Origin of the sequence: Flavobacterium sp. 2, from assembly GCF_049949195.1 — a bacterium.
Lineage (GTDB): Bacteria > Bacteroidota > Bacteroidia > Flavobacteriales > Flavobacteriaceae > Flavobacterium.
Genome location: NZ_CP188206.1, coordinates 4,370,329 through 4,388,531, shown reverse-complemented (window position 1 = coordinate 4,388,531; position 18,203 = coordinate 4,370,329). Strand labels below are relative to the sequence as shown.

Genomic DNA, 18,203 nt, shown 5'->3' with positions numbered 1-18,203 from the left:
ATTAACATTTTTTTGTGATTTCCCCTTTAAACCAAACGCTAAATTTTCGGTCTAAACAGGAAATGAAACCAAAAATAAAATGAAGAAAATCAAATTTGCTGTACTGCTTGTTCTTTTTTTTACAAGTTTTTACAACTATGCACAACAGGCGCCTCCTGGTAAAAACAAGGTAAAAGTTACTGGAAAAGTTTTCGAAAAGGTTAGCAAACAGCCACTTGAATATGCTACTATTTCGTTTATGGCACCAAACGACACAAAAGTTGTTGCCGGCGGAATCACAAATCCAAAAGGGGAATTTGAAGTAGCCGTAGTACCTGGAACTTATGATATTAAAGTAGAATTCATTTCGTTTAAATCAACTGAAATCAAAGGAAAAACTATTTCTGGCGATATGAGTTTGGGCGTTGTGAATTTATCAGAAGATGCAGCACAATTGAACGAAGTTGTCGTTCGTGCTGAAAAATCGACTGTAGAAATAAAATTAGACAAAAAAGTATACAGCGTTGGTCAGGACATGATGGTAAAAGGAGGAACTGTAAGTGATGTTCTTGACAATGTTCCGTCTGTTTCTGTTGATACTGAAGGAAATGTAAGTTTAAGAGGAAGCGATAATATTAGAATTTTGATTGACGGACGACCTTCAAACGCTATTAATATTGCTGAAGCTTTACGTCAGCTTCCAGCTGATGCGATTGACAAAGTAGAAGTTATTACCAATCCATCTGCTCGTTACGATGCTGAAGGTGGATCTGGATTAATCAATATTATTCTTAAAAAAGGTAAAAATCAAGGTTTCAACGGAACTTTTATAGCTTCAACGGGAATTCCTGAAACTTACGGTTTAAGCGGAAATTTGAACTACAAAACTGAAAAATTAAATTATTTCACAACTTTAGGATATAATCACAGAACAAACGAAGGAGCTGGTTTAACCAACACTGAATATTTGAATGCTGACGGAACTCCTAAAGGTTTTTTAGATGAAGATCGTGATACTAAAAGAACTTCAGATGGTTTTAACGGAAGAGCTGGAATCGAATGGACTGTAGCGCCAAATACCTATTGGACAAATGCCATTAACTATCAAAAAAATTCAGGTGATACACGTGATTTAATCAATTACAACAATTTTGATGCATCACATGCTTTTACAGGAACTTCTTTCCGTTTAAATGATGGGGAAACTGGAAGCCAAAACGTGGAATATACTTCTAATCTAATCAAAAACTTCAACGACAAAGGGCATAAACTGACAGCTGACTTATCGATTTCTAAAAACGATGACGATAGCAACAGTACTATTACTGCTTCTCCAAATTACAATACTACATTAAATAATCAGGTTCAAAAGCAAGTATTATTCCAAGCCGATTATGTTTTGCCATTAGGAAAAGGAAGTCAGTTTGAAGCTGGATATAAAGGTAGTTTTGGCGATTTGAACAATGAATATTTTGTAACGGATGAAAACGGACTAAAAGATCCAAATCTTTCCAATACATTAGAATACAAAGAAAACATCAATGCACTTTATACACAATATGGTTTCAAAGTAAATAAATTCTCTTACTTATTTGGACTTCGTTGGGAAGACACAAACATTCATGTGAATTTATTGGAGACAAGCGATTTCAATACTAAAAAATACAACAACTTGTTTCCAAGTGCTTTTATTAGTTATGAAATCTCAGATCAGAGTAGTTTTTCTGCTAGCTACAGCAAGCGTTTAACCAGACCAAGAGGGCGTTTCATGAACCCAGCTGTAAACTATTCAAGTAACATCAATATTTTTCAAGGAAATCCGGATCTAGATCCGTCATTAACTGATAAATATGATATTGGATACATTAAACGTTGGAGCAAATTAACTTTCAATACATCAGCTTATTTTGAAGATACAAAAGATGTTTTCAGTTTTGTACGTACTCCAAATGGTAATCTAGTAAATGGTATTCCGGTTATTTTAAACCGACCAATCAATCTTGGAAAAGAGCAAAAATTCGGATTTGAATTTACATTGAATTACACGCCATTCAAAATCTGGAGAATCAACAGTAACTTCAATTTTTACAACGTAAAAACAACTGGAGAAAACACTTATGTTGATTTTAACGGAAATACTGTAGTACAAAATCTTGACAATCAAGCTAACACTTGGTTTGCGAGAATCAATTCAAAGTTAACTTTGCCATACAAAATTGACTGGCAGTTAAGTGCAAACTACAATGGTTCACAAAAAACAGCTCAAGGGAAAAACTTAGATATGTTTGGTATGAATACTGCATTGAGTAAAGATGTAATGAAAGACAAAGCAACTATTGCATTCAATATCAGCGATATTTTCAATTCCAGAATTATGAGATCATATACTTATCTGCAAAATTCTACAACACTTGAAAGCCAAACCGCTTATAGCGAAATGCAATTCCGTAAACGTCAATTCAATTTATCGTTCACTTACCGTTTCAACAAACCTAAAGGTGAAAGAGACAAAAATGCTGCACCAAAAGAAGGTGACGGTGGAGGAGACTTCCCAGGATAATACTATAAAAGTCCCAATATTTAAAAATCCAAATTCCAAGTTTAAAAACTGGAATTTGGATTTTTTTTACTCCGAATTTAAATAAAAAAAAAGGACTCACAATCGTGGTCCTTTTTTATGAAATCAATTTATAATTAAATTGACTGTTCTTCTTGTCTTTTTTTAGCTCTCTTTTCTTTGAACATTTCCCAGCTAGCTCCCGTAACCCAATAAGATACGAAACCAACCAAGAAAAACATTAACCAAAACCCTATAGTTAGTATGGTTAAGAAAAGTAAAAAGCCTAAGTACTGTGAAAATTCAAACATGTTTTCCGGAATTTTTGAATGTTACGACAAATGTAGGTTATATATTCTTCCACTGCAATAAAATCTAAATCAATTTTCGGGAAATAACATTTATCCGTATATTTATACTCATTTTAAATAAGCTTTTTTTTGAATGCGAAACCTTTTAAATAAAGACTTCATCGAAATTCATAATATTTTTCAGGAGCTGATTCCTGCTGTCCGCTATATCTTTTGTGCTGAACCCCAGCACAAAAGGATGCCGCTCCCATCAGGGCTAGGAAACCCGTTTTCAAGAGAAGTTCATTTTTACAGACAACATTTCACATTTTACAAATAACATTTTACAAACAACGTAATGAAATACAGAATAGAAAAAGACACCATGGGTGAAGTTCAGGTCCCAGCCGATAAATATTGGGGTGCGCAAACAGAACGTTCCCGAAACAATTTTAAAATAGGAAACTCAGGTTCAATGCCAAAAGAAATCATTGAAGGTTTTGCCTATCTAAAAAAAGCAGCCGCTTACGCCAATTATGATTTAGGAGTTTTACCAATCGAAAAAAGAGACGCCATAGCAACAGTTTGCGACGAAATATTGGCAGGACAATTAGACGATCAGTTTCCGCTAGTAATTTGGCAAACCGGTTCAGGAACGCAAAGCAACATGAATGTCAACGAAGTAATTGCCAACCGCGCTCAGGTTTTAAAAGGTTTTGAAATTGGTGAAGGCGAACAATTCATAAAAGCAAATGACGACGTAAACAAATCGCAATCATCAAATGACACTTTCCCAACCGGAATGCACATTGCGGCTTATAAAATGGTCGTTGAAACCACAATTCCGGGCGTCGAAAAACTACACGCAACATTAGTCAAAAAAGCAACCGAATTTAAAGATGTTGTTAAAATTGGCCGTACACACTTGATGGACGCAACGCCTTTAACACTCGGACAGGAAATTTCTGGTTACGCTGCGCAATTGGCATTTGGTTTAAAAGCTTTAAAAAATACTTTAGCACATTTATCAGAAATTGCGTTAGGCGGAACCGCTGTCGGAACAGGATTAAATACTCCAAAAGGTTACGACGTAAAAGTTGCCGAATACATTGCAAAATTTACCAACCATCCGTTTATAACTGCAGAAAATAAATTTGAAGCTTTAGCTGCGCATGATGCAATCGTAGAAACTCATGGAGCCTTGAAACAATTGGCAGTTTCATTAAACAAAATTGCAAATGATGTTAGAATGCTGGCTTCTGGACCAAGATCCGGAATTGGAGAAATTCATATTCCTGAAAACGAACCAGGATCTTCTATTATGCCAGGAAAAGTAAATCCGACGCAATGTGAAGCTTTAACGATGGTTTGCGCACAGGTAATTGGAAATGATATGGCAATTGCTGTTGGCGGTATGCAAGGACATTATGAATTAAATGTTTTCAAACCCGTTATGGCTGCAAACTTTTTACAATCGGCTAGATTGTTAGGTGACGCCTGCGTTTCATTTGACGAACATTGCGCTCAAGGAATCGAGCCAAATTACAAACGTATCAAAGAATTAGTAGATAATTCACTTATGCTTGTAACCGCTTTAAACACTAAAATTGGTTATTACAAAGCAGCTGAAATTGCCCAAACCGCGCACAAAAATGGAACTACTTTAAAAGAAGAAGCTGTTCGTTTAGGCTATGTTTCTCCAGAAGATTTTGATGCTTGGGTAAAACCGGAGGATATGGTGTAAATTGAAATTATGAGTTAGGAATTATGAGTTATGAGTTAACTTTCTAAATCATAATTCTTTAAAAGCAAAAAGGTAAAAACATAATGTTTTTACCTTTTTTATATTTATCATATAGCAAAACTCATAATTCATAACTCATAATTCATAACTTATTTCCCGTCAACGTAGTCTTGCAAATAACTAAATCTCTCTGTCAATTTTCCGTTTTCGGTGATTTTGGCACGTTTTAGGATTCCGTCTTTATCTCCATTGAAGAAAGCCGGAATTACATGTTCCATAAATTGTTCTCCAAAACCTTCGCTGGCATCTTTCGGGATTTCACATGGTAAATTATCAACCGCCATTACTGCAACCGCAGCCGGATGAAAAAAATCGACTTCTTTATCTTCTAAAGGAAAATAACCATATAAAGGTTCTGCAATGGTTGACGAACGAACGGTACAGGCAATTGGCCCGCCAACGTCACATGAAATATCAGCCACAACTTTAAGTTTGCAATCGCTTGCATTCAACATTTCCCGAGTCAAAATCATTGGCGCTGCACTGGCATGAAAATGTCCTGCAAAATAAATATCCGAAACTTTTGTAAATTTCTCAAAGTCAGAAGTATATTCTTCAGGATGATTTACAAAATCTTTAAAATCCAAAACCTGACCGTCTTTTCTTTTATTATATTCTAAAACATCCAATTGAACATAAACTGCCTGCGCATATTTTTTAGTCAAATAATTATCAATTGTAATTTCTTTAACTTTAATAGCATCCAAAATTTCCTTGGCTCCGCTCCCAACCTTTCCGGTACCGGTCACAACAAATTTTAAGGCTGGCATTGTTATGCGCTTTAAATGCTTTATCAAATCCTCTTTTCCTGAAAGTGTTTCTGCTTTTGGAAGCTTGAACAATTCGAATTTAATTCCGAAAGCCCTGATTCCGTTATAAACACCAACCATTCCGGCATATTTTCCAAAACCTATTAAACGGTGATCTAACTCATTAACTATCGTTTCATGATCGTATAAATCAATTTTCTTTTCTAAAATAGCCTGAAGTAGTTTTCTATTGTGAGGCTGTTTTTTTATAGTATGTGAAAAAAAGAAATACGCTTTATTTGGAATTAAATTTTCAACCGGAACCTCTTTTACTCCAAATAAGACATCACAGTCAGAAACATCATCAGTTACGGTTATTCCCATACTTTTATATTGAAGATCTGAAAAAATCCTAATATCAGAACTCTCAACTTCTATTACAGCATCATGATATTGCTGTTTCAATTTTGCTAATGCATCTGGAGCAAATACTACACGTCTATCTGGTGGGTTTTTTCTTTCTTTTATAATTCCAAATTTCATTTAAATAAGTTTAAAGCTTTTAATAATATAACTTTTTACATTGTATTTGTTTCAAATATAACAAATTTCGTTAAAGTTTTGTTCAAAAATTACAATTTAGAATATTTAAAAACCGTTGAACGCTGAATAACAATCGACTAACTAAAATTTTAGTTAAAATTATGTTAACACAGCCTTTTGAAGTTGCTAAAATTTCAAAAACATAAATATTGAATTCTATATATTTGTTTTTAAAGAATGATGAAAATGAGTTTCCTTAAAATGACAAAGATACCACAAATACTTTTCCTAATTTTAGTTTTAAGTTCATGTGGCAATGATAAAAAGACTAGCGTTGATCCAGCTTCAGTAGTAGAAGATACAATGCCAAAGATGAAGCCATTAGGCCCGGAAAAAAGAATATCACAAGCCTACATAAATTCCGTAAAAGGCAGAATTAATCACTTTTACAATAAAAACTGGCCAAACAATAGCATGAATGGAAGTTTTTTAGTGGCAAGAAACGGACAAATTATTTTTGAAAGATACAATGGTTACGCTAACAAAAATGAAGGAACAAAAATCACTGCCGAAACTCCTGTTCAAATTGCATCTGTAAGTAAAGTTTTGACGGCGACTGCTGTTTTAAAATTGGTAAATGCAGGAAAACTTGATTTGGACCAAAAAGTCAATACGATTCTAAAAACCTTTCCATACGAAGACTGTACAGTTCGAATGCTTTTAAGCCATCGTACCGGAATGCGCAATTATGCTTATTTCACAGATCACGACAAATCGGTTTGGGATCGACACAATCAGTTGACGAATGCAGCTATTCTTGATATTTTGGCAACAAAAGACATTGGTTTAGAAGCAAAAACCGGAACACGTTTCGGCTACTGCAATACCAATTATGCAATGCTGGCGCTGATTATCGAAAAAATCACCGGTTTAAAATATAAAGAAGCAATGGCTGAAATGATTTTCAAGCCATTGGGCATGACGCATACTTATATTTTTGATGATGATAAAGACAGAAAAACAATTGTTCCGTCATATAAAGGAAACGGAGCCGAAATTGGTTTCGATTATTTAGACAATGTTTACGGAGACAAAAATGTTTTTTCAACTGTTCGCGATCTTTTAAAATTTGACAGAGCAAGACAATCTCCTGACTTTTTAAAACCGGCTTTATTAAAACAAGTTTATACGGGTTACAGTAACGAGCGCAAAGGAACTAAAAACTACGGTCTTGGAATCAGAATGATTAATTGGGAAACGGGACAGAATTTTTATTTCCACAACGGTTGGTGGCATGGCAATACCTCATCTTATATTACTTTAATGAAGGAGCATGTGACCATAATTGCGCTATCAAATAAAATGACCAGAAACACTTATGCGGTTCGTAAACTGGCTCCAATTTTTGGCGATTATCCTTTTAATTTCAAGGACGAAGAGTAAAACTAATAGTCATAAAGTCGAAAGTCAAAAGTCGTAAAGTCTTAAAAGAATTGTCAATATTGACTTTGTACTTTTTAAAGTAAGCATGTGACTTTATAAACTTAACAACTTTCATGTTTCGGCTTTTGACTTTCGACTTTTGACTTTTGACTTTTTTTTAAAATTTTAGCAGAAAGTAATTTCAAATAGTATAAATTTGCAGACTTATTTTTTGGGGTCGACTGGTTTTGACAGCAAGTCGAATTGAACAGTAAGCACGTCGAGCATTGAGACCTTGCTCGTAAATATAAGATCTCGAACTTTTACACGGCGAAAATAATTACGCTTTAGCTGCATAATCCGAATCATAGTAAGATTGCGCCACGTCTCTACAAGGTAGGGAAGCTGGATTCTCCTGGAAAGCCTTGGTTTGTGGCGTTCCGTTCAGGGGAACCGTAAAAATAAACCTAGATTTCTATGAGCTTCGGGTAGATTTCGAAAATTAAGAAGATAAGTGTTCGGTGGCTGTTTCTGGCCTAGCTTAACATCGAAAATTCAATCAGGAAATAAACGTGTAGAAAGCTCTTTAGTTGCTTGTTTGGACCCGGGTTCGATTCCCGGCGACTCCACTAAAAAGGGAAGATATTTAATATATCTTCCCTTTTTTCATTTAAAAAGTTTCAATTCCATCCTCGTAATAAACAAATTCAGTAAAAAACCTCCTACAAATAGGGGAAATATACCCTTGTTCCAATTGTTCTATACTTTTAATTTAGCTGCACAATTCATGGCCAGAATTTAATTCGGAGTAAGTCGAAAATCCAAGAAAGAGTAGACATAATTTTATTAATAATAAAATGGAAACTTTAGAAGAACAATTCAAAAACATGCATCTTCTTGACCGAGATGAGCGCTTAAGATTACTCAGTAAAATAGATATAATTCGCCCGGAAATCCTGAGACCTTTTTTTCCAGGAAGATGGCTTTGGAAACGCTGCAATCTAAAAGTTTTAGTTGTAACAGATGGTGGCTTGGATTTTGGAACGGGAGCATTTGGCTTATCCGAATTTTTAACCACTTTTAATGAACTGCAAAGAACTACCTGGTACAATTACCAAATAACACTTGGTCACAGAAGTCCTACCGCTTTTTCAAATCCTAATCCATTGGTTGTAGCCACCATTCCAAGTTTTAATTTTGCTTCAAGTGTAACGCTCGCCAATTTTGACCAGGTGTGGTTGTTTGGTATCAATTCTGGATCAGGTTTACCAACCAATGAATTAGCCGCCGTTGAAACTTATATGAATAATGGTGGTGGATTATTTGCTACAGGTGATCATGGGACTTTAGGTTCAGCTTTGTGCAGTAATATACCAAGAGTAAAAGACATGAGACATTGGGCTGATTTCGGCGCAAATGAAGTGGGCATGACGCAACCACGAAGAAACGATACAAACCGACCAAAAGCAGGTGATGCAACTTCTTTGTATTTTGATAACCAATCCGACAACATTCCTCAAAATATTTCCGTAAGAATATTTGGTACAGGCCTGCCGCATCCTCTGTTATCCATTAAAAAAAGTATCAGACCATCTGGATTGATTGATATTATGCCTGATCACCCGCATGAAGGTGAATGCAAGCCTGAAACATCATTTACTGTTAATGGGATCACTGTGGCTACTCAAAATATTGCAACATCTCATGTTTTAGGAGGCAGTACTACTGGAGGTGGCGGAAAATCGCTAACTATTCCACATTCTTTTTCTTCTATTGCTGTATGGGATGGCCGTTTGGCAAAAGTGGGTCGTATTGTAGTCGATTCAACATGGCATCATTTTGTAAATGTTAATCTAAATGGGTCCGAATCTTATTTCAACGGAGATGACAGACCGGGTTTACAATCTGGTTTAACCACAGCTGATTTTAAGGTTATTAGACAATATTATATGAATATTGCGCTTTGGATTACCAAAAACAAAGCATTTATATGTTTGAGAAGATATATATGGTACTACCTTTTAAAAGATTCGCAACTTATAGAAGCAAGTTTGAATTACCCACTTGAAAAAAGAGAAAATATTTCAATTGCAGATTTAAACAGTATTGGAGCTTTGGCAGAAGAAATTCTATCTGAAAAATATAGTCCGTCATTTGCCAGAGATTTTTTAATTGAAGCTCTTGAACCAATAAATCCAAATTTGGCTTATAAATTAAACATTTGGAAACCTGATAATCAGGAAGAAATTAGAGAAAAAGAAGATAAATATTATCAACCTTGGGTAAACTTAGATTTTATATTACATACTGCAATCGGAGCTGGATTTATCGCTTTAAGAGATGATAGAAGTATTTCTGATGAAAATGCAAATGAAAAAGATTTGGATAGTATAATCGATGTCTTCAATAAAGGAGCACAATTTGGTTTTGACAAATCTGTAACAAATCTTGGGACAAGCATTAACTCTTTGAGCAATGAATTAAATATCAGACTTTAAACAATAATCTATTTAATAGGAAATAAATTTATTAAACATGTTTTTTTATATTTAAGCATTGCATTAAAATCTAAGACACTACCAAAAAGCCTAATAAACTGTCTCGTCCTGAAATATCATAAAACAAAAAAAGCCTGACAAAAAATCAAAATTTTCATCAGGCTTTTTACTTATTTTTAAAAATTTTCTCATCAATATTTCCACACCAAAACATCGGCCGTTTTTATAGACTGAGTTCCAAAGATAATTTTTGCATCTTTTGGCAAATTGAAGTTATAAGGCTTATCAGAATAGTTAACTGCTATTCCGAAACCGTCGCGATAATCGACCATTACTCCTTCTGGATAATCTTCTATAGGTGCGTTTTGCTGTTTGTATAATTTTCTGATTACTTGTTTTTCTAAGTCGCCATTTTTCGAATCTGTACCAACGTATGTCACGGTTCCTTTTCCTAATTTATGCGAAACGACAGATGCTGTACCTGCATAAAAATCACCTTGATAAGTTGCCCAGATTTCTGTTCCTTTATTCGGTTTTAGTAAATCTCCCCAACTTGTCCAGGCAAATTCTTGATTTTCAAATTTAATAACACCAGGAGAATGAGGCATTAATAAATCATACGATTCTATTTGAGATCCTATCAAACTCCAAATGGGCTCATAAAATTTTGCCTCCCAAAGATGTCCTTGGCGGTTTTGGATTCCAGATCGGCAACTCATGATTAAATTTCCACCATTTTTTGCGTACAAGGTTAATTTATCAATCATTTTTTGATCGATCATTTGATAAGCCGGCACGATCAAGAAAGGATATCTTGAAAAATCTGTTGTGTCTCTGACGAAATCAACCGGCGCACCAATTGACTTTGAAGCTTTATAATATTTTAAAAAGTGATTAATCGTATTCCATTCTTTGGTTTGCTTATTTAAGTCAATCCCCATCACATTATCCGGATCGAACAAAATTCCGGTTTTGCGTTTTAGATAGTAGTCTGGTAATTCTGCCTTTGCGTTATAGTTTTTTCGAAGTGTTTCTATTTCTTTTATAAATTGGCTGAATTCCAGTCCGCCCGGTGTTGGCGTCACGCCATCTGTACCAACGATACCATAGTGATACTGCTCATAACCATACAAAGGAGCACGGAAACGATACGTACATTCGAATTTACTACCTCCAGCAAAAACATGCCAAAGCCACATTCGAACACTGCCCGGCAAAGGTTGCGGATTAATGCTTCCCCAGTTCACCTGTCCCGGCTGTAATTCCATACAACCATACATTCCTTTAAGCGGTCTGAAAAAATCATTAGCCATTCCGATAGCAGCATAATCTCCCAAACGATATCCATTTTTTCCTATCCCAAAACTTCCACCATAAACCATATAACGAGTGTAGCAATCAAAATCAAATTCTTTGCTCATACCAATAAAACTCTCATCATAAGCGGGTCTATAATTAGAAGTAATCCATTGATCCTTGCTTACATATTTGCGAATGACTGCCGCTTGAGAATCCAGAAAAGTAGCAGTTTCCTTATCGGCAAATCTGTAATGATCCAATTGCGAATGCAAATTCATTCCCCATTCTTTATGCAAAGGAATATTTATTTCACTGAAATCAGAATAAATACCACTCCAAAAACTATTGCCCCAAGCTTTATTAAGAGTGTCGATATTCTGATATTTTTCCTTTAGCCAATTGCGGTAACGTTGTTGTGCATCTGCTCCATAATCCAGAAAACGTGCTGGTTCATTGTCGATCTGCCAACCTATGATATTTTTATTATTCCCATATTTTTTTGCTAATTGTTCGACCATTTTTAAAGAATAACTTCTATAGTAATTGCTCGAAAATGAAGCATGCTGTCTAGAACCGTGATCACTTTTGGTCCCATCCTCATACGTAACAAGTACATCAGGATGCTTGCGCACCAGCCATACGGGAGGCGTTGCTGTAGAAGTGCACATGACAATTTTTAGTTTGTATTTTGCTGCAATTGCTACTGCTTTATCAAGCCATTTAAAATCATAAATTCCTTCTTGTGGTTCTAATTGTGCCCAAGCAAATTCTCCAAAATGAGTAAACTCAAAACCCATTTCTGCAATTTTTTTCAAATCTCTATCCCATTGGCTTTCATCCCAATGTTCGGGATAATAATAAACTCCTACGGTAGTCAGATCTTTTTTTGGAAAATACTTTTCAAATTTTTGAGCATTTGTCACCATACAAGCCATTGTCACTAAAAAAGTTAGCACCAACTTTTCGAATATTTTTCTTTTAATAATCTTCATCTCTTATTCTACGTATTTATTGAACAAACTAAAGTGTTAAATATACACTTATTTAAAATATAAAACAGTTACAAATCTCTATCTTTTCAAAATCTTTGTTTCAAAACTCAAAAGACACAAATAAGTTTAGGCGGTTTGCAATTTTAAAATTATCTTTACGGATATGTATACACAAGGACTTCTTTCACCACCACGATTTTAATAGCATCTCTGATTTAACAGAGCATACTTTCGGCGCGCTTGCCGAATGATCTTGTATGCTTATTTGATAATATTAAAATCTGCCATTTTTGGTGCAAAAAATTCATGAAAAATTCTTATTTCCTATTACATCTAGCCGTGTTTTTGGCTGGATTCACTGGCGTATTTGGTAAACTGATAACACTTAATGAAGGTTTACTGACATTCTACCGAGTTCTGTTTTCAGCAATAATATTATTTATCCTAACCCGATTTTTGAAAATTGGAAGCGATACCACAAACTCCGAAAAAAAATCAATTGGCAAAGTTGGGATATTGATTACCGTTCACTGGGTGTTTTTCTATGCCAGCATTAAATATTCAAACATTTCCATTGGTGTGATTTGTTATTGTTTGACTAGCTTTTTTACTGCAATCTTCAAACCTTTGATTGATAAAACGAATTTCAAATTTACCGAATTAGTGCTGAGTACTTTGACTTTAGCAGGAATTAGCCTAATATTTCATTTTGATGCATCATATCAATTGGGAATTATTCTTGGAGTGATTTCTTCAGCTTTTGCTGCGCTTTACACCATTTATAATGAACGTTTGGTTCAGTTTTATGACAGCAGGCTTATCAATTATTACCAAATGGTTTCGGGTTCGATTTTTCTAATCGTTTTGTTGCCTGCTTATTTATATTTTTTTTCCAGTAAAAACTATTGCCCCTAATTTAAGCGACACGATTTATCTTCTTTTATTAGCATTATTCTGTACAGTTGGCCTTTATGTTTTGTTTGCCGAAGTATTAAAAAAGATTCCAGCTTTTACCGTAAATCTGACTTTTAATCTAGAGCCCATTTATGCCATTGTGATTGCTTTTCTTTTTTTCAATGAAAGCAAATCTGTAAATACTTCCTTTTATGCCGGAATACTTTTTATTATAAGTTCAGTTGTGTTGCAATCTTATGCATCATCAAAAACAAAACTTAAATAAATACGATTAAAAAAAAAGCCTGAAAATTTAGTTTTTCAGGCTTTTTTACTTTCCAAAATATTTAAATATCGGCGTATAAAATTTATTTTACATCAAACCAAAGTTTCGTAGTCAACAAATCTTTTCCTTGACCTGCAACTGCAGCTTGATAACTGTCTCCGTTTAGTGATTGTTCTGTTCCCGGATAAAAGAAACGTGAAGGAATTTTTCCATCTAAAACTGTAGCTGGACCTGCTTTTAAAACCGGATAATCTAATCTTCTCCATTCTGTAAAAGCGTCTAAACCTTGTCCGTAAAAAGCAATCCATTTTTGTGTCCCAATTGATTTAGCATAATTTGTAGCATCGTATTTTACCGTTGCCTGATTCAGATAATTTGAAATCGCAGTTGCATCTGTAATTCCAAATTGATTGAATGATGCTGTAATTGCGTTTTTATAATACTGTTCAGCATCTCCAGAAATATAACCACGAGCTACAGCCTCTGCAAGATTAAACAACGTTTCTGAATAAGAAGCAATTACTGCCGGCGATGTCGAAGTCAAGAAGTATGTTCCCGGTTTTGATGTTTTGGCAAAACCCTGGCTATTGGCATCACTGTTTGATAATCCATTAGCTCCACCAACATATTTTCCAACACTTGCATCAGATGGCAATTGCGCATAAACTGGCAAACGCGGATCTGATAATTCATACAACTTGTCAACCAATGTTTTCGAAATACGGAAATCATCACGAGTTTCAAACCAAGCCGAAGCCGGATTTTGTTGCGGTGAACTGATGTAAGTAAATTTGAAAGTATCTGCATTACTGCTGATTAATCCGCCGGCATCGCTTGTTGCATCAATTGCAGCTTGTTTTGCCAAAGCTGGTTCTCTGTCAGAAATTCTCAATGCGATTCTTAAGCGAAGCGAATTCACCAATTTTTTCCATTTTGAAATTTCGCCTTTATAAACCAAATCTCCAGTTACAGCACCATTTGCTGTATTCAATAAAGATTGCGCTTGTTTTAAATCGTCAAGCAATCCAGTGTAAACTTCTTTTTGAGTATTGTAAGCTGGCGTTACTTTTAGACCGGCTTCTTTATACGGAATGCTTCCATAAGCGTCAGTCAGTAATAAAAATGTCCAAGAACGCAGCGTCAACGCAATTCCTTTATAATTTGAATTTGCCTGTGCATCTGGGAATTTAATAATAGTGTTCAAATCTGTAATCAATGTTGCATAACCTGTATTCCACAAAGAAGTGAACGAAGTATTTGAAACATCATATCGATCTGGCTCTGTATACTGAATTTTAGCCCAATGTTGAACAAACAACAAAGACGAGTTAAAGTTATTTCCATCACCCCAATATAAATCTGCTCCTTGTTTTAGTGTTCCTGTCAACAAGTAAGGCGCTAAAGGTGTTTCAGTTGCATTTGGATTTGCATTAATATCATCCAAAGTATCGTTGCAAGAACTCAGTGTCAATGCAATCAAGGTTGTATATAATAGTTTTTTAAGCATGATTCCGAGTTTTTAAAATTTAAGATTAACATTCAGACTGAAATTTCTCGTAGTTGGTAAAGCTAAACTCTCCAAACCTTGTGCATTTCCAGTATTGAAAGCAGTTTCAGGATCTATATTTGGCACATCTTTGTAAATAAATAAAAGGTTACGACCCGCAGCAGTAATACTTGCGCCCTGAAGTCCTAGTTTTTTAGCTAACTTTTTATCTACATTATAAGTAAGCCTAACTTCTCTTAGTTTTACATAAGTTGAACTGTAAATGTAAGCTTCGCTGATATTGTAAGATGCTTTGTAGTATTCCTGTGCACTAATCACTTTATTATTTGGAGTTCCGTCAGCAAATACACCTCCGAAAACCATTCCGTCATCATAAACCGTTGCGCCAGCTGGAGCAACTCCGCCCGTTACCAATGTTTTTGGGTTAGAAGTATTGTTTCCTGGATAATAATAGCTTAATCCACCATTCTCAGCACCTCGGCCCGGAAGCGTCTGCGCTAAAACTCCTGTATAATTACCCGTTCTGTTTGTTCCTGAAAAAAGCTCACCTCCTACACTTGCATCAACAAGAACCGAAAGCTCAAGATTTTTATAAGTAAATGTGTTTGTAACACCTGCTAAATAATCTGGCGTGTAATGCCCTAAAACTTTCTTTGTCGGATCTGCTTTTGGTAATCCATTCGCACCTACTACAATATTTCCGTTTGCATCGCGCTCATAAGCTGTTCCATAAAGTGCTCCGTAAGCTTGTCCTACTGAAGCTAACACATCAACACCTCCCGAAGTACCAATAGTATAGTTTTGAATCTTTTTATCATAATCCAAAATCTCAACTTTACTGGTATTCTTAGAATAATTTACACCAACATTCCATTTGAAATTTTCAAGCTGAATAGGATTTCCGTCCAACTGAACTTCGATACCTTGGTTGTTAATTTTCCCTGCATTGATTAATTGCGAATTATAACCACTTGAAGCTGTTGTTTTAATCTCCAAAATTTGATCAAAACTGTTTGTATTATAATAAGCAACATCAAAATGTAGTCTGTTTTTCCAGAAAGAAGATTCGATACCAACTTCTGTAGAACGAGTTGTTTCTGGTTTCAAGTCCTGATTCAGTTTCTTTTGTGAAGAGGTCTGAATTGGATTTCCATCAAATGCTGTTTGGAAATTATAAACTGTCGATAATTGATACGGATCTGCATCGTTACCAACTTCAGACCAACCACCACGCAGTTTTAAGAAATCAAGCGTATTGCTTTTAATATTCAATGCATCAGTTAAAACTAAACTTCCATTAATCGAAGGATAGAAATATGAACGATTACTGCTTGGCAATGTAGATGACCAGTCATTACGAGCTGTAAGATTCAAAAACGCATAATTTCTGAAACCCAATTGAGCAGAAGCATACGCACTATAAACTCTCAATCGTGATAATGTATTTGAAGAAGTCAACGGATCACGTGAATTTGTCAATGTATATAAGTCTGGTACAGCCAAACGCGGTGCTTTTTGATAATTGTTTGCATCGCTGTGGTTACGTATATTAAAACCAGCAAGCGCATCTAAAGTAAAATCTTCACTAAGGTTTTTGTTATAATGAAAAAGCCCTTCTGTATTTTGTTCGTTTACAGTATAAGCATCTTCAGCATAAGATCCGAATGGCGTTCCGTTTGTACCATATTTAATAGTGTATTTTCTTCGGTCATTATAATAATCAACTCCTGTGCGGAATTTAAAATCAAGTCCGTCGAAAATTTTTGCTTCCAAATGAATATCACCAATTAAACGGTTACGTTGTTGGCTAGTAGTATTATAATAAGCATTCCAATACGGATTGCTGTAATAGCTGTTGTTCCAGTTTCTAGTCCAATCCTTATCTAGTTCATTGATATCGACTTGGCGTCCAAACCAAAGAAATTGCAACATTACACCCGCAGCACGTCCGCCTGATGGACCACCTGGAAGTTGTGGAGCATCTGTTACAATATAATTACCTGTTACACCAACTTTAATACTTTTTGATATTTGGTAGTTTGTATTAATTGTGAAATTTGTTTTGTTTATTTCACTATTAGGCACTGTTCCTAATTGTTTCTGATTATTTACTCCAACACGAAAATCTGATTTATCATCTGATTTTGCCACCGAAATACTATTATCATAAGTAAGTCCAGTATTAAAAAAGTCTTTCACATTATTAGGATGCGCTACAAACGGAACTGCCTGGCCATTTGAATAAAATTGAGGAATCAAACGTCCGTCTAAACGTGGTCCCCAACTTTCATCGACACCATCGTTAACTCCTCCTCCTTTTCCATCTACAAAACTGAATTTTCCATTTGATCCTTGTCCGTATGAATTTTGAAAATCTGGCAAAGTAGTAACCTGAGAAACCGTAATACCAGAATTAAAAGTAATACCAAGTCCGTTTTGACCTTTTCCAGATTTTGTAGTAATCAAAACAACACCATGCGCCGCACGTGAACCATAAAGCGCTGCTGCGTTTGGTCCTTTTAATACTGTTAATGTCTCAATATCCTGTGGGTTCAAATCAGCAATTGCATTTCTGAAATCACGAGTTGCTCCACCTGCATTCAATTGCGAATTATCTACAGGAACTCCATCCACAACAAATAACGGCTGATTATTTCCTGCAATAGAAGTTTCACCACGAATAATAATACGTGAAGATCCCATATCTCCTTGTGAATTGGTAATACGAACACCTGCTAATTTACCAGTAAGACTGTTTAAGAAGTTCGTTTCTTTTGTACTAGCAAGTTCTTTACCTTTAAGTGCCTGAGTCGTATATCCTAATGATTTCTTTTCTTTTGTAATTCCAAGAGCCGTAACTACTACTTCTGATAGTGCATTCTGTTCTTGAGTAAGATCAATGACAACCGCATTTTTATTAACTACAACTTCTGCTTTTTTATAACCTAAATAACTTACAATTAAAGTATAAGGAAATTTTTGTCCGGTTTGGAAATAAAATTTACCATCAAAATCGGTTACAACTCCGTGTGTTGTCCCTTTAATGTTGATTGAAGCCCCAATTACAGGCTCTTTTGTAACAGCATCTACAACTGTTCCTTCAAGTTTTGACTGGATTAACGGTTTCGTTTCTTGCGCGTTAACCCCTATGGAAATCAAGAAAATACACGTCAGTATATATCTATTTAATTTTTTTTTCATTACTTTGTTTTAGTTTAATAAAAAGGTGAGCCGAAAACAGATTTAGTCCATTTTCGCTTTCCTTCTAGAGATGACAATTTCTTTAAGCTTCACCATTTCTGCTGCAACAGAAATGGTTTTTTCTTTTTTATCTGCAACACATTCGTTTTTTCATTTTTCTTTTTTTTTATTTTGGGTTATTA

At 35.0% G+C, this 18,203-nt stretch carries 10 protein-coding genes and 1 other RNA gene; 7 read left to right on the top strand and 4 right to left on the bottom strand.

The window, feature by feature from the left end; genetic code table 11:
- The first annotated feature begins 79 nt into the window (after positions 1–79).
- The gene (locus ACNFIH_RS19145) at positions 80–2,539 is read left to right on the top strand and encodes a TonB-dependent receptor domain-containing protein (RefSeq protein WP_426484357.1); all 2,460 of its coding nucleotides are present in this window, start codon (positions 80–82) and stop codon (positions 2,537–2,539) included.
- A gap of 645 nt (positions 2,540–3,184) precedes the next feature.
- Positions 3,185–4,570: a class II fumarate hydratase gene (gene fumC / locus ACNFIH_RS19140; RefSeq protein ID WP_035647292.1), complete on the top strand. Its 1,386-nt coding sequence runs from the start codon at positions 3,185–3,187 to the stop codon at positions 4,568–4,570.
- A 149-nt stretch (positions 4,571–4,719) separates the two neighbouring features.
- On the opposite strand, the gene ACNFIH_RS19135 is transcribed toward fumC, so the two are convergent.
- A complete protein-coding gene (locus tag ACNFIH_RS19135) occupies positions 4,720–5,922 on the bottom strand; it encodes an NAD(P)-dependent oxidoreductase (protein ID WP_426484356.1) in 1,203 nt (400 codons plus the stop codon).
- Between the two features lie 240 nt (positions 5,923–6,162).
- Here ACNFIH_RS19135 and ACNFIH_RS19130 point away from each other — a divergent pair, with 240 nt between their 5' ends.
- From ACNFIH_RS19130 to ACNFIH_RS19120, 3 genes are all read left to right on the top strand, one after another.
- Complete coding sequence (locus ACNFIH_RS19130) at positions 6,163–7,365, top strand: serine hydrolase domain-containing protein (RefSeq protein ID WP_426486736.1); 1,203 nt, start codon at positions 6,163–6,165, stop codon at positions 7,363–7,365.
- A gap of 213 nt (positions 7,366–7,578) precedes the next feature.
- Positions 7,579–7,976, top strand: a transfer-messenger RNA (tmRNA) gene (ssrA, locus tag ACNFIH_RS19125).
- Between the two features lie 225 nt (positions 7,977–8,201).
- On the top strand, positions 8,202–9,842 hold the full coding sequence (locus ACNFIH_RS19120) for a hypothetical protein (protein ID WP_426484355.1): 1,641 nt from the start codon (positions 8,202–8,204) through the stop codon (positions 9,840–9,842).
- 191 nt (positions 9,843–10,033) lie between these two features.
- Here ACNFIH_RS19120 and ACNFIH_RS19115 read toward each other — a convergent pair whose 3' ends face one another.
- Positions 10,034–12,133, bottom strand: a complete 2,100-nt coding sequence (locus ACNFIH_RS19115; RefSeq protein WP_426484354.1) for a beta-galactosidase — start codon at positions 12,131–12,133, stop codon at positions 10,034–10,036.
- A 306-nt stretch (positions 12,134–12,439) separates the two neighbouring features.
- On the opposite strand from ACNFIH_RS19115, the gene ACNFIH_RS19110 reads away from it, so the two are divergent.
- Positions 12,440–13,048, top strand: a complete 609-nt coding sequence (locus ACNFIH_RS19110) for a DMT family transporter (RefSeq protein WP_426484353.1) — start codon at positions 12,440–12,442, stop codon at positions 13,046–13,048.
- Positions 13,005–13,313 (top strand): EamA family transporter, encoded by a 309-nt coding sequence (locus ACNFIH_RS19105; RefSeq protein ID WP_426486735.1) that lies wholly within the window; start codon positions 13,005–13,007, stop codon positions 13,311–13,313. The genes ACNFIH_RS19110 and ACNFIH_RS19105 overlap by 44 nt, the downstream gene beginning before the upstream one ends.
- An 82-nt stretch (positions 13,314–13,395) precedes the next feature.
- Here ACNFIH_RS19105 and ACNFIH_RS19100 read toward each other — a convergent pair whose 3' ends face one another.
- Positions 13,396–14,820 carry a SusD/RagB family nutrient-binding outer membrane lipoprotein gene (locus ACNFIH_RS19100; protein ID WP_426484352.1) on the bottom strand — a complete coding sequence of 475 codons (1,425 nt, stop codon included), beginning with the start codon at positions 14,818–14,820 and terminating at the stop codon, positions 13,396–13,398.
- Positions 14,821–14,832: 12 nt separating this feature from the next.
- Complete coding sequence (locus tag ACNFIH_RS19095) at positions 14,833–18,021, bottom strand: SusC/RagA family TonB-linked outer membrane protein (RefSeq protein ID WP_426484351.1); 3,189 nt, start codon at positions 18,019–18,021, stop codon at positions 14,833–14,835.
- Positions 18,022–18,203: the final 182 nt, after the last annotated feature.

Coding starts and splice junctions, on each gene's coding strand:
- ACNFIH_RS19145 (WP_426484357.1), top strand. CDS start 80: ATGAAGAAAATCAAATTTGCTGTACTGCTTGTTCTTTTTTTTACAAGT.
- fumC (WP_035647292.1), top strand. CDS start 3,185: ATGAAATACAGAATAGAAAAAGACACCATGGGTGAAGTTCAGGTCCCA.
- ACNFIH_RS19135 (WP_426484356.1), bottom strand. CDS start 5,922: ATGAAATTTGGAATTATAAAAGAAAGAAAAAACCCACCAGATAGACGT.
- ACNFIH_RS19130 (WP_426486736.1), top strand. CDS start 6,163: ATGAAAATGAGTTTCCTTAAAATGACAAAGATACCACAAATACTTTTC.
- ACNFIH_RS19120 (WP_426484355.1), top strand. CDS start 8,202: ATGGAAACTTTAGAAGAACAATTCAAAAACATGCATCTTCTTGACCGA.
- ACNFIH_RS19115 (WP_426484354.1), bottom strand. CDS start 12,133: ATGAAGATTATTAAAAGAAAAATATTCGAAAAGTTGGTGCTAACTTTT.
- ACNFIH_RS19110 (WP_426484353.1), top strand. CDS start 12,440: ATGAAAAATTCTTATTTCCTATTACATCTAGCCGTGTTTTTGGCTGGA.
- ACNFIH_RS19100 (WP_426484352.1), bottom strand. CDS start 14,820: ATGCTTAAAAAACTATTATATACAACCTTGATTGCATTGACACTGAGT.
- ACNFIH_RS19095 (WP_426484351.1), bottom strand. CDS start 18,021: ATGAAAAAAAAATTAAATAGATATATACTGACGTGTATTTTCTTGATT.